12 protein-coding genes are annotated in these 13661 nt (G+C 46.6%); 7 read left to right on the top strand and 5 right to left on the bottom strand.

The genetic code is table 11. The features are described from left to right. Positions 1-17 precede the first annotated feature (17 nt). The 3 genes from kynA to kynB form a co-directional block, all read right to left on the bottom strand. Positions 18-815, bottom strand: coding sequence for a tryptophan 2,3-dioxygenase (kynA, locus tag AAKU61_RS08370; RefSeq protein ID WP_354331299.1), 798 nt, complete (start codon positions 813-815; stop codon positions 18-20). A gap of 151 nt (positions 816-966) precedes the next feature. After that, on the bottom strand, positions 967-2223 hold the full coding sequence (gene kynU, locus AAKU61_RS08375; RefSeq protein ID WP_354331278.1) for a kynureninase: 1257 nt from the start codon (positions 2221-2223) through the stop codon (positions 967-969). 72 nt (positions 2224-2295) lie between these two features. Beyond that, on the bottom strand, positions 2296-2955 hold the full coding sequence (kynB, locus tag AAKU61_RS08380) for an arylformamidase (protein WP_354331280.1): 660 nt from the start codon (positions 2953-2955) through the stop codon (positions 2296-2298). Between the two features lie 148 nt (positions 2956-3103). Here kynB and AAKU61_RS08385 point away from each other — a divergent pair, with 148 nt between their 5' ends. Beyond that, positions 3104-3583, top strand: a complete 480-nt coding sequence (locus tag AAKU61_RS08385; protein ID WP_354331282.1) for an Lrp/AsnC family transcriptional regulator — start codon at positions 3104-3106, stop codon at positions 3581-3583. Positions 3584-3655: 72 nt separating this feature from the next. Here the strand turns inward: AAKU61_RS08385 and AAKU61_RS08390 are convergent, their stop codons facing one another. After that, positions 3656-4126 (bottom strand): rhodanese-like domain-containing protein, encoded by a 471-nt coding sequence (locus AAKU61_RS08390; protein WP_354331283.1) that lies wholly within the window; start codon positions 4124-4126, stop codon positions 3656-3658. A gap of 663 nt (positions 4127-4789) precedes the next feature. Here AAKU61_RS08390 and glnA point away from each other — a divergent pair. From glnA to AAKU61_RS08420, 6 genes are all read left to right on the top strand, one after another. Further along, positions 4790-6205, top strand: a complete 1416-nt coding sequence (gene glnA / locus AAKU61_RS08395; RefSeq protein WP_322121510.1) for a type I glutamate--ammonia ligase — start codon at positions 4790-4792, stop codon at positions 6203-6205. 348 nt (positions 6206-6553) lie between these two features. Next, complete coding sequence (locus AAKU61_RS08400; protein ID WP_322121511.1) at positions 6554-7042, top strand: DUF4124 domain-containing protein; 489 nt, start codon at positions 6554-6556, stop codon at positions 7040-7042. 98 nt (positions 7043-7140) lie between these two features. Further along, entirely contained in the window at positions 7141-8202 is a 1062-nt protein-coding gene (gene glnL / locus AAKU61_RS08405; protein ID WP_416200141.1) for a nitrogen regulation protein NR(II), read from the top strand. An 82-nt stretch (positions 8203-8284) separates the two neighbouring features. Beyond that, positions 8285-9808, top strand: coding sequence for a nitrogen regulation protein NR(I) (ntrC, locus tag AAKU61_RS08410; protein WP_354331286.1), 1524 nt, complete (start codon positions 8285-8287; stop codon positions 9806-9808). A gap of 247 nt (positions 9809-10055) precedes the next feature. Then, positions 10056-10562, top strand: coding sequence for an arsinothricin resistance N-acetyltransferase ArsN1 family B (locus tag AAKU61_RS08415; protein WP_354331288.1), 507 nt, complete (start codon positions 10056-10058; stop codon positions 10560-10562). A gap of 284 nt (positions 10563-10846) precedes the next feature. Then, positions 10847-11674: an HDOD domain-containing protein gene (locus AAKU61_RS08420; protein WP_354331290.1), complete on the top strand. Its 828-nt coding sequence runs from the start codon at positions 10847-10849 to the stop codon at positions 11672-11674. A gap of 118 nt (positions 11675-11792) precedes the next feature. On the opposite strand, the gene AAKU61_RS08425 is transcribed toward AAKU61_RS08420, so the two are convergent. After that, the gene (locus AAKU61_RS08425) at positions 11793-13421 is read right to left on the bottom strand and encodes an NAD(P)/FAD-dependent oxidoreductase (protein ID WP_354331292.1); all 1629 of its coding nucleotides are present in this window, start codon (positions 13419-13421) and stop codon (positions 11793-11795) included. Positions 13422-13661 lie beyond the last annotated feature (240 nt).

Raw genomic sequence — 13661 nt, forward strand, 5'->3', positions numbered from 1 at the left:
TAAGCTTGCCTGTGATTTTACAAAGCCGTGCGGAGTGAAAATAGCTCTGGGAACAACACCACGTCGAGCATTTTGCGCAGATAGCTGACGCCTGCTGTGCCGCCGGTGCCGACTTTAAAGCCGATAATCCGCTCCACCGTAGTCACGTGGCGGAAGCGCCAGATGCGGAAAGCGGTTTCCATATCGACTAATTTTTCTGCTAGTTCGTACAGTACCCAATGTTGCTCTGGCTGCTGGTACACCTGTAACCAGGCGGTTTTGACGGACTCGTTTGGCTCGACATTAAGCGTCCAGTCTTGCGCTAAACGTGCTGCATCAATGGCAAATCCCTGGCGTGCCATGAGCATGATGGCTTCGTCATAGATCGAGGGCGCATGCAACGCATCGGACAAGCTGGTATGTGCTTCAGTATTGGTTTCATGCACGCTAAGCAGGCTAGCGTTTTTATTCCCGAGTAAAAATTCCAGCTCACGGTATTGATGTGACTGGAAGCCAGATGAGTTGCCCAAATATGGCCGGATCGCAGTGTATTCGCTCGGCGTCATGGTTGCCAAGACATCCCATGCGTGCACTAGTTGGTCCATGATGCGAGCAACCCGCGAGAGCATTTTAAATGCCGGTGGTAAGTCGCCAGCACGCAATTGCGCACGCACCGCGTGCAGTTCATGCAGCATTAGCTTGATCCATAGTTCGCTGGTTTGATGCTGGATGATGAACAGCATTTCGTTATGGTTGGGTGAGCGGGGATGTTGTGCTGACAGGATTTGATTCAGACCCAGATAGTCGCCATAGCTCATATCATTTTTAAAATCCATTTTGGCGCCATGCCATGAGACCGGGCATTTTCCGGCATTCTCGCTGGCGCCGCCGGGAGCTTGTTCTGTGCTGTCGTTGTCGATGTCGCTAGTCATAATGAGTGTTTTATTTAGTAATTGAGGAGGCGTTTTTAGCTTGATATCGGATTGCTTAAGTCACCGCATGACGTTCTGCATTTAACTCATAGGCTTGGGATTCGAGAATATCGCGAAGACCTTCGACGGCATCCCACACATCGACAAAACTGGTATACAGCGGGGTAAAACCAAAGCGCATGATGGCAGGCTCGCGGTAGTCGCCAATGATGCCGCGCGCGATCAGCGCCTGCATTACCGCATAACCATGTGGATGTGTAAAACTGACATGGCTGCCGCGCCGCGCCTGATCGCGCGGTGTGACGAGTTCCAGGGATTGATTGGCGCAACGTGATTCGACCAATTGAATAAATAGCTCAGTCAGTGCTAAGGATTTTGCACGGATCGCAGCCATCGAGGTTTTGCTAAATACTGCCAGACCTGATTCCACCATCGCCAAAGAGACAATCGGCTGTGTACCACACAGCGCCCGACGAATGCCTGGTGTGCCAACAAACGACGGTGCCATTTCAAATGGTGTTGCATGACCCCACCAGCCGGACAAAGGATGAGAAAATGCCGTTTGGTGGCGTGCTGCCACCCAGATAAATGCCGGAGCACCTGGCCCGCCGTTTAAATATTTATAAGTACATCCCACGGCAAAATCCGCTTGCGCCTGGTTTAATTCCACTTGCACCGCACCGGCTGAATGTGCCAGATCCCATAGCATTAAAGCTCCTTGTGTATGCGCGTGCGCAGTCACTGCGACCATGTCATGTAAATAGCCACTGCGGTAATTCGCATGAGTCAGCATCACGACCGCGGTAGTCTGGTCGATCGCCGCCGCCAATTGGTCTGGTGTGTCTACCAGTTTGATTTGATAACCACGATCCAGCCAGCGGGTAATGCCCTCCGCCATATAGATATCAGTCGGGAAGTTGCTACGTTCGGTCACGATGACTTTACGATCGGCTGTAGCAGGATTGCTGGCCTGAAGATGCAAAGCCGCCGCTAGCGCTTTAAATAAATTGATCGAGGTCGAATCCGTCACCACCACTTCTTCCGGCGCGGCACCAATCAGTGGCGCCAGCATGTCACCCAGACGAGATGGCAAATCAAACCAACCTGCTTTATTCCAACTCTTGATCAGATCATTACCCCATTCCTGACGGATCACTTCTTGCGCTCGGGTCAGTGATGCTTTTGGCATTGCACCGAGTGAGTTACCGTCGAGGTAAATCACGTCCTTGGGCAAATCAAATTCTTCGCGCAAAGTGGCAAGAGGATCTTGTACATCGAGGTCGAGGCAATGCTGGCGGTGGAGTGTGGTCATGGCGATTTAAAATGAGTATGGTTAAAAATTGAGCGGACGATGATTTTGACGAGGGCTTATTTTTGTAGCTATTTAGAGCGAACGAAGAATTGCACGAACTGGACTCGCATCCAGTCCCGCCAGTTTGAGTGGCAGAGCAATCAGCTCATAATCGCCCGCGCTGACCGCATCCAGCACGATGCCTTCTAAGATCGCCATCTGATGCTTTTTCACAGTCAAGTGGCAATCCATCGTTTTTGAATCCTGTGGATCGAGCGAGGGCGTATCAATCCCAATCAGACGCACGCCGTGGCTTGCCAACAGATCTATGGTGGCGGGTGCAATATAAGGAAAATGATCATCCCATTCAGTCTGCGGTGCGGCAAAGTAAGTACGTAATAAAACCCGCGGCGGAGTACCCGCCAGTTGCGCCGCGATATGTTCAGGCTCTACTCGCTGACGGCCAATGCAATGGATGACGCGACAAGCACCGATATACGTCGTCAAATCAACTTGATCAATCGCTTTGCCAGCCGCATCGTAATGTGAAGGCGCATCGCAATGCGCACCCGTGTGAGTGGACATGCTGATCTTACTGACTTTGACCGGACAGCCGGCTTCAATTTGCCAGGTGGACTCTGCCTTGTAAGCCGTGTCGCCTGGCCATACGGGCATACCGCTTTGCAGTGCAGGGGAGATATCCCAAATTTGCGGATTTTTTTGTTGCGGTTTTTGGTGATCAGAAGCTGACATCGATGTCTCCATCAGAGAAAAATATGCCAGTAAGTTTATTCCCAAATGAAAAAATTGTTCTTGCAAATTGAGGTGGTTAAACCAGCTTATGTAGAATAAACTGCGAAAAAATACTCAATTAATGATGGAATGTACGGAGATAGTCAAAATGCAGCTAGATGCAACGGATATTAAAATTTTGCACTACCTGCAAATCGACGGACGCATCAGCAATCAGGAGCTGGCTGACAAGGTGTTTTTATCGCCATCTTCTTGCCTGCGTCGGGTACGATTGCTGGAAGAAAGCGGCATCATCCAACATTACAGCGCCGTCCTCAATCCGACCGCGCTTGGTCTGGAGGTGGATGCCTTTGTGCAGGTCACCATGCGCCGCGATGTAGAGCAATGGCATGAAAATTTCACGCTTGCTTTACAAAGCTGGCCCGAAGTTGTCGGCTCTTACATCATCACGGGCGATGCTAATTATCTATTGCGGGTAAAAGCCCGTAATCTCAAACACTATTCCTCGTTTGTGCTGGAGCGACTGTATAAGACCACGGGCGTCTTAGATATCCGTTCGAATATTGTGCTGCAAACTTTGAAGGACACCAGCGAGATTGCGGTCGATCTGCTGCAGTCAGAGAAGTAGCGAATTTGATGGCGCCATATGGTGATTTACAGATTGTGACCTACAGATTGTGATCAATCTGGGGCTAAATACTCAGGCACCCAACCAAGGCAAACCTCTCTGGCACCAGCCGCCCAGCGTTTTGCGATGACCTTCGCTGTCTTTATCACCTTCAAATCCCTCCAAAATATCAAAGCACGCTATGTAACCGTTTTCAGTGGCGAGTTTTGCGGCATGGCGTGAGCGTACGCCGGACCTGCATAGGAACAGGATAGTGGTATTTTTGTCTGCCGTTACCTTGGTTAATTCAGTCAAAAAGTCAGGATTGGGATTGCCGCCCGGGTAGGTACTCCATTGCACGGCATGGTGCTGAGCATCGGATAGTTTAACGCGACCAATCCAGTCTCTTTCTGCATTGGTGCGCACATCAACCAGTAAGACGTTGATATCGCTTTCTAACAGCGCAAAAGCCTCTTCCGGAGTGACCGCTCCTGCGTACGGCAGACTTTGTTCTTGTCCGCGTTGGCGGGCTGACGTGAGTAATGTAAGAGTTGTGCTTGTCATGATATTGAGCCTTGGTGTAAATCGTTCAACTTCAACAATGGATGTACTAAACCAGATTATGTACTGCTGGTTTGAGAATGAACGCTATGTTAACTGAGCAGAGTAATAAATTCTGATCATGCTTTATGCGGGTGCAATTTTAAGTATTTTTTATAAAAAGCGTTAATTTGGTGCGCTTATGATTTTATGTTTTAATTTGGTGCAAAATTTGTTGGATGAATATGTCTTGTTTGATCATGTTGTCAGAAAATTTTTAGAAAAAACAAAGATTTAGCATCTTCAGTGGTCGCAATTTCTTTCCCTAAATGGTGGCACGGATTCTGCTATTATCGTTTGCGAGTTGCATTATTGACTTGGTGCAGAAGGTTTTTATCTGTTGTAGCGTGTTTTAGTGTGTTTAGGTTGCTGTCGTTTTTCTGGCGCGGCTTCTTGTAGAATAACAACGCAATGATAGACACAAATAAGAATGCACCATTTCAAGGTGTCAGTTAAGAATTGGCTTAGTTGATTGATAGTTGATCGGTAGGAATTTAGCGGCAAGAATTTAGCGGTAGTAAGTTAGCCGAACTAAGTTAACCGTTATTCAGTCGATGGTTGGTCGATAGTTGGCAGATAGCTCAGCATTTTCCGAATTTATTTTTAGCTTTATTTGAGGAGTTTCACATGGCAATGACAGCCGCAGAAGTCTTGAAAATGGCGAAAGACAACGAAGTTAAATTCGTTGATTTCCGCTTTGCAGATACAAGAGGCAAAGAACAGCACGTCACGGTTCCAGTTTCCCAGTTCAGTATGGATAAATTCGAATCTGGTCACGCATTTGACGGTTCGTCTATCGCTGGCTGGAAAGGGATTGAAGCATCCGATATGTTGTTGATGCCGGACCCTGCTACTGCCAACATTGACCCGTTCATGGAAGAAACAACATTGTTCATGCAATGTGACGTGATCGAGCCGACCGATGGCAAAGGTTATGACCGTGATCCACGCTCCATCGCCAAGCGCGCTGAAGCCTATCTGAAATCCTCCGGTATTGGCGATGCTGCCTACTTTGGCCCAGAACCAGAATTCTTCATCTTTGACAGCGTACGCTGGAAAATCGATATGTCCGGCTGCTTCGTGAAGATTGATTCCGAAGAGGCATCATGGACCACAGGCGAAAAACTCGAAGGCGGCAATACTGGCCATCGTCCGACAGTTAAAGGCGGTTACTTCCCAGTGCCACCAGTCGACAGCTTCCAGGACATGCGTTCTGAAATGTGTTTGATTCTGGAATCCTTGGGCATTCCAGTTGAAGTGCATCACCACGAAGTTGCTGGCGCTGGCCAAAACGAAATTGGTACTAAATTCTCTACTCTGGTAGAGCGCGCTGACTGGACACAAAACCTGAAATACGTTGTATGGAACGTGGCGCACACCTACGGTAAGACAGCGACTTTCATGCCAAAACCTATCGTTGGCGATAATGGTTCTGGTATGCACGTTCACCAATCCGTATGGAAAGAAGGTACCAACCTGTTTGCTGGTGACGGCTATGCTGGTTTGTCTGACTTTGCTCTGTACTACATCGGCGGCATTATCAAGCATGCACGCGCTTTGAATGCGATTACTAACCCAGGTACTAACTCCTACAAGCGTTTAGTTCCAGGTTACGAAGCACCGGTAAAACTGGCTTACTCTGCTAAAAACCGTTCTGCTTCTATCCGTATTCCTTACGTATCGAATCCAAAAGGTCGTCGCGTTGAAGCACGTTTCCCAGATCCACTGGCTAACCCATACCTGGCATTCTCTGCCTTGTTGATGGCTGGTTTGGACGGCGTTCAAAACAAGATACATCCAGGTGAAGCAGCATCTAAAGATCTGTACCATTTGCCACCAGAAGAAGACGCGTTGATCCCAACAGTCTGCCATTCATTGGAACAAGCATTAGAAGCGCTGGACAAAGACCGTGAGTTCTTAACACGCGGTGGCGTATTCAGCGACAGTATGATTGATGCTTACATCGAACTGAAAATGCAAGATGTACAGCGTATGCGTATGACCACGCATCCTGCTGAGTTTGATATGTACTACTCTTTGTAATCGGGTACATGCCAATTCAAGCTAATTAAAGCAATTAGCAACGAAGTCAAAAGCGGAGAGATTTCTCCGCTTTTTTTATGTCTTTTTAGCTTAAGTAGGACGAAATTTCTCTTGCTTCCTAAATATACTTACTATGAGTATATTTTTATCGTCCATATAAAGTATGGACAATCGACTATAAATTAGAAAAATAAGAGGGAGTATTTAAAAAATACCTCTTTGTCGATATGCTGATAACTTAAATGTCATGTTTATTAAGTAATTTATTGTAAGCATTTACAGATGGTAATTGTGCTGGGCGCTTGCTTGGAATACACTAAAGAGGTTATTGACTGACCTATAGATAAAATGAATCGACTATTGAGTGGCCTAGCTTTACTGGCAGTTTTTTTTGCACCGTCCGCACATGCAGATGCGGATGTGTTTTTGTGCGTCGATGCCAATGGCAATAAAGAGTACAAAAACACCGGCGAAACTAAAGGTTGCAAGCGAGTTGAGTTGCCCGGCATTACAGTCGTCCCTGCGCCAGCATTTATGGGGACAAAAAAAACAGCGTCAAAATCAGCATCCTCACCTTCGGATTTCCCCAAGGTGGATGAGAGTACTCAGAAAGCACGTGACTCTGATCGAAAACAAATTCTGCAAGATGAGTTAAAAACGGAAGAGCAAAAATTAGCTGCATTGAAAAAAGATTACAACAATGGTGAGCCAGAACGACGTGGCGATGAGCGAAATTATGCCAAGTATCAAGAGCGCACTAATATGATGAAAGATGATATTAGCCGCACCGAAAAAAACATCGAAGCACTGAAACGAGAGCTCAGCAATTTAAAATAAAGAGCTGGCGTCTGAATAAAAAAAGATTTCAGGCATGATGCTTGCTTAACAAGGTCGCACTAGGCGGCCTTTTTTTATGGATTATCTTGAAAACACCAATGACCTCTTTTGCGGGACTCGATTTGCTGACTTCAGCCGTAATTGTGCTGGATGCAGATAGTTATATTTTATATGCCAATGCGTCGGCAGAGAGTTTGCTAGAGAATTCACTCAAGGCCTTAAATCAACAAAAATTAAGTGATTTGTTTTTAAACGGTAACGAGCTGTTAGAAGTATTTGATCAGGCAGTCGCACATCAGTTCGGGGACAAGCGCCAAGATTTAACTCTGGTGCGGGCGGGCAAAGATCCATTGCATGTACACAGTATTGTCACTGCACTGGACAATCCCGATAATCCGGTATTAATCGAGTTGCGCGAGAACGTACAACAGCTCAAGCTGGATCGCGAAGAACGTATGCAAGACCAGAACCGAGCGAATAAAGAATTGATTCGCAACCTGGCCCATGAGATCAAAAATCCCCTCGGCGGCATACGCGGTGCCGCGCAATTATTAGAACTTGAATTGCCCGAGCGTCAGCTAAAAGAGTTACGCGAATACACCCAGGTCATTATCAAAGAAGCCGATCGTTTACAGACGTTGGTTGATCGCTTGCTGGCGCCGCATCGTTTGCCGCACATCGTTGGCGATGTGAATATTCACGAAGTTTGTGAGCGAGTACGCAGTTTGATTTTTGCCGAATTTCCGCAAGGCTTGAGTATTAAGCGTGATTATGATTTGTCGATTCCTGAGTTCCGCGGCGATCAGGAGCAACTGATTCAAACCGTACTCAACATTGCCCACAACGCAGCGCAGGCTTTAAGCGAGCGCATCAAGCGTGGCGATGCCGAGCTGACATTTAAGTCGCGTGTGGTGCGCCAGATTACTATTTCCAAGATACGGTACAGGCTGGCATTAGATTTGCATATCATCGATAACGGACCAGGTATTCCAGCCGAAATTATCGATCGCATTTTTTACCCCTTGGTATCGGGACGTGACGGTGGTAGCGGATTGGGACTGACACTAGCGCAAACTTTTATCGAGCAACACATGGGCGTGATTGATTGCGAAAGTCGGCCTGGGTGCACGGATTTCCGGATTTTGATTCCATTGCCTTAATGCGGGTGGATGGAACGTTGGTGGTGCCACAAGCGCCGCTATCTAATTTGCTTTAATTTTTAATGCGGGACAAAACGATTATATGAAACCAATCTGGATAGTTGACGATGACGATTCAATTCGCTGGGTGCTTGAAAAAGCCTTAGCACGCGAAAATCTCACGACAAAAAGCTTTACTAATGCGCGTGATGCGATGGCTGCATTGCAAAGCGATACGCCACAGGTTTTGGTCTCCGATATCCGTATGCATGGCGCTTCTGGCTTAGAGTTATTGCAGGTCGTTAAAGCAAAATTCCCTGGTCTGCCGGTGATTATCATGACCGCGTTTTCGGATCTGGATTCGGCGGTAGCGGCGTTCCAAGGCGGCGCGTTTGAATACCTCGCCAAGCCATTTGATCTGGACAAAGCGGTTGAATTAATTCGTCGCGCTTTGGATGAAAGTTTGCGCGAATCGAATGTAGAGCAAACCATTTCGGAGACGCCAGAGATTTTGGGGCAAGCGCCCGCAATGCAAGATGTCTTCAGAGCGATTGGCCGTTTATCTCAATCGAATGTCACAGTCTTGATCACTGGCGAATCCGGTAGCGGAAAAGAATTAGTCGCTCGGGCTTTGCATAAACACAGCCCCAGATCAGCACAGCCTTTTATCGCGCTGAACACCGCCGCGATCCCTAAAGATTTATTGGAGTCTGAATTATTCGGACACGAGCGCGGCGCATTTACCGGTGCGCAAGCGACCCGACGCGGACGCTTTGAGCAAGCCGAAGGCGGTACCTTATTTTTAGATGAAATTGGCGATATGCCCTTTGATTTGCAAACTCGGTTACTGCGGGTTTTGTCCGACGGTCATTTTTATCGCGTCGGTGGACATCAACCTATGAAAGCGAATGTTCGTGTGATTGCGGCGACGCATCAAAATTTAGAATTCCGCGTCAAGGATGGCTTGTTTCGCGAGGATTTATATCACCGTTTAAACGTGATTCGCTTACGCTTACCCAGCTTGCGCGAACGACGCGAAGATATTCCGCTACTGACTAAATTTTTCTTAGCGCAAAGCGCCAAGCAACTTGGCGTAGAAGTTAAGCGGATGTCAGAACCAGCATTGCAATTTTTGTCTGGATTAGAGTTTCCGGGTAATGTGCGGCAGTTAGAAAATTTGTGCAATTGGATTACCGTGATGGCACCGGGGCAAACGGTAGAGGTGCCGGACTTGCCTCAGGATTTGTTACCGGTTCCCGTACATGTTGCAGCCCCGATGCAGCATGCCAACACTACTAGCGAATCGTCTTTGTTGCGCCAAGCTGATACCTTGAGCAGCAGTGTTTTAAATGGTAATAGTTTGGTTGGCAGCAGTGCAGAATCGCAGCAACACAAGGCAGATAATTGGATGAGTTTGCTGGAAGCCGAGGCGACAGCAATGCTGACGCAAGGCCAATCCGATGTGATCGATAAGTTGGGTCGTAGTTTTGAATCCGTCGTGATTAAGGCGGCACTAAAACATACACACGGTAGAAAAAATGACGCGGCAATTCGGTTGGGAATAGGGCGCAACACGATTACAAGGAAGATTCAAGAACTTGGCATTGATGGTGCTAAAGACGAATAAAAGTTTGAGCACTCTTCCAGTCTTTATGTATCGAGTTGGAAGCAGTTAATTAATATACTCCTAGTAAGTATTTTTAGTTGTCCTAGTAAAACCTAGTTAATCTAAGGTTTTTGATGAAAAATAGGGGGAGTATATTGATATTGCCTAGATGTTGACTTGTTCAAATGCTCTATGAAGTGATAGAAATATTTCTGATCTGAGGTCAATAAAGACGCCTCTCTGTGATGGTACAGGTAGGCGTTTTTTTATGAGTGAGAATATGATGATGTCCGATGTGCGCCCCGTGAGTCTTGACGACGCTGAAGCAATTTGTAGAATTTATAACCATTATGTTGTGACTACAGCGATCTCTTTTGAAGAGAGCGAGGTCGGTCTGGCTGAAATGTCGGATCGCATTGCTGAGGTAACACAGAATTTTCCGTGGTTAATCCTGGAACGTGATGGCGCTATGCTTGGTTATGCATACGCAACAAAATGGAGGGCGCGCTCAGCATATCGATTTTCAGCAGAGGTTTCTGTCTACCTGTCACCGGAGGCGCATGGCCAAGGGGCGGGCACGATTTTGTATGGCGCCTTGTTGAGTCAATTAGCTAAGCAGGGTGTGCATACTGCAATTGGTGGTATCGCTTTACCCAACGAGGCGAGCGTGCATTTGCATAAAAAATGTGGATTTAAGCAAGTGGCACAATTTGCACAGGTCGGTTTTAAGCATGGGCGATGGATCGATGTTGCGTATTGGCAGAAACAACTTTGATTTTTTAGGACTTATGCAAATTCGTACAAGCTGCTTTGTAAATACGGAGTGCACTAAATTTTTATTAGCCCGCCTTTTTTGCATATACGTCCGTTAGAGGCGACGTGCTTTTTTGATCTCGTAGAAAATTTAATGTCTTTCGGTATCTTATCGGAGTATGATTTTCGATAGTGAGAGCAAAATAAAATCCTCACATCAACTGAAGGCGGCAATCGCTTTCCTTGTGCATATAAATTCAATAATGAGCTGTAACAGTTCCAAACTGTCGTTAAAGGAGATGCTATATGAATTTCGACGCACTATTCCAGCAACAAAATGCGCTGCCTACCATTCCTAAAGTCGTTCAAGAAGTCATTGATAGTTTTAATAATGAAGACGTATCAATTGATGAGATTGCAAAAAAATTAGCCGCTGACCAAGTCTTGAGTGCAAAGTTATTACGACTGGCAAACTCTTCGTATTACCATTCATCAAGAACCATAGGCACTGTGGATGATGCTGTCTTGATGCTGGGTTTTATGGCAGTACGTACACTGGTTGTCAGTAGCGGTTTGACCGGTGGTTTTAAGGCGATGCCAGGTGTGGATTTAAAGCAGTTTTGGCGTTATAGCTTGCATACCGCAGTGATCGCAAAGTGGCTTGCAAAACAAATTCGGGGTAATTCGGATTTTGCATTTACCGTCGGGATGATGCATGCGATTGGTCAACTGGTAATGCATGCAGCAATGCCTGAGCAAATGCTACAAGTTGATAAAATCGCCGGGACTTTAGATTCTCGCAGATTGAGTGTTGAGCATTCTTCGTTTGGATATGATTTTTCTGACGTGGGTGCAGAGCTGGCAAAGCGCTGGCGCTTTCCGGATAATTTTGCGACTGTGATTAAGGCTTTCCCAGAGCCGCTAGAACATACACCTTTTGAACCAATGGCAGCGATCATCCACATTGCCGCCTGGCGTTCACGTGCGCAGGAAAATAATTACTCGCAAGAAGAGTTAGACGCCACTTTCCCAGTCGAGGTAGCGAAAAAACTCGGCATTTCGTCTAACGCCATATTGAATGACATGCCGACTTTGACTGAGCTAAGCGAGGGGATGGAAGACTTAATTGCGTAGTAAATTGTTTAGTAGTTAGACCAGAAAGCCAGATCACAAATCAAAAGCAAATTTTTGAAAAAAACGGACAGATTGAATCTTAGATCTGTCCGTTTTGCGCGTAATGATGATTGCGTGATTAGTTTGAGGTAATCCGTTTTTGCATGTGTTTTTGCATATCTAGGGCTAGCGCTTCAGCGACTCGGATGCCATCAATTGCCGCTGATAATATGCCACCAGCATAACCCGCGCCTTCTCCTGCGGGATATAAACCTTTTGTATTAATGCTCTGCAAACTCACATCATCGCGTTTTATCCGGATCGGCGATGACGTTCTTGTTTCAACGCCCGTGATGATTGCGTCCTTCATCGCAAAGCCACTAATTTGCTTGTCGAATGCTGGGATCGCTTCTCTTATAGCCTCTATGGCAAAGTCAGGTAAGGCTGCGGCCAGATCACATAAGGTAATGCCCGGTTTATAGGACGGTTCTACGCTGCCTAATTCTGTTGAGGGTTTGTTTGCTAAAAAATCACCAACCAACTGTCCTGGAGCATTGTAATTTTCGCCCCCTAAATGGAATGCCAGAGATTCTAGTTTTCGTTGGAAATCAATGCCAGCTAATGGATGTTCCGGGTAGTCAGTTGGAGTAATTCCCACAACAATGGCGCTATTGGCGTTGCGTTCATTGCGAGAGTATTGACTCATGCCGTTGGTCACGACATGACCCGGTTCGGATGCTGCTGCCACCACAGTACCGCCAGGGCACATACAGAAACTATAAACGGAGCGTCCGTTGCTTGCATGATGTACCAATTTATAGTCGGCAGCGCCTAGAATCTTATTGCCTGCATTCGGCCCGAAGCGGGCTTTGTCAATAATGGATTGCGGATGTTCAATGCGAAAGCCAACGGAGAATGGCTTCGCCTCCACATAAATTCCACGCTGATGTACCATTTTGAAAGTGTCTCTTGCGCTATGTCCTACAGCCAAGACGACATGATTCGTCGCTATATATGAGCCATCGGCCAGATGCACGCCGTTAATCTGACCATCTGTAATTTCAATGTCGCTGACTTTTTGTTCAAAGCGAATTTCGCCACCTAGAGACTCGATATTGGCGCGCATTTCTTCAATCATCTTCACTAATCGAAAAGTCCCGATATGCGGCTTGCTGACATACATGATTTCTGGCGGCGCGCCGGCAGTAACAAATTCAGTTAATACTTTACGTCCGTAATGCTTGGGATCTTTGACCTGACTCCAGAGTTTTCCATCAGAAAAAGTACCGGCACCACCTTCACCAAATTGCACATTCGATTCTGGCTGCAGCTCACGTTTGCGCCATAGACCCCAGGTATCTTTGGTACGTTCACGAACATTTTTGCCACGCTCTAATACGATGGGGCGAAATCCCATCTGCGCCAAAATTAAAGCAACAAACAAGCCGCAAGGACCAAATCCAATCACAACAGGTCGTACTTCGGGGGCGCTCTTCGCTTGAGTGACAAAGTGATAGCTGGTGTCTGGCGTGATGCCGATATTGGGCTTGTTCTTTAACAGGGACAATAATTGCGCGTCTTTAGTCGTTTCGACGTCTATGGTGTAAATCAAGACAATGGCAGATTTCTTGCGGGCATCGTAGCTTCTGCGAAAGACAGTGAAACTGACTAGATCACTTTCAGTAATATCTAAACGCTGCAAAATAGCTATCTTAATAGCGGACTCAGGATGATCGAGTGGGAGTTGTATATCAGTCAAACGTAGCATTTACGGCATTCCAGGTAAATAAAGAGCCTTCTGTATAGCAAAGACCAAACCAACATTTTACTCTCCGCATCAGGGTTAAAACCAGTTGCAATGACTTTGTATTTGAAACTACTTGCCAAAGGGAGGTGTAGTTTGCTATAGTTCGGCTCCCGTCGAGAGGCGGGGAAGTAGAGGTAAGAAAGATAGTGAAACACAAGAAGTGAGTACGGAGTTTGAAGGCAGAGAATTGAATAAGATCAG

The organism is Undibacterium sp. GrIS 1.2, from assembly GCF_040544435.1.
Lineage (GTDB): Bacteria > Pseudomonadota > Gammaproteobacteria > Burkholderiales > Burkholderiaceae_D > Undibacterium.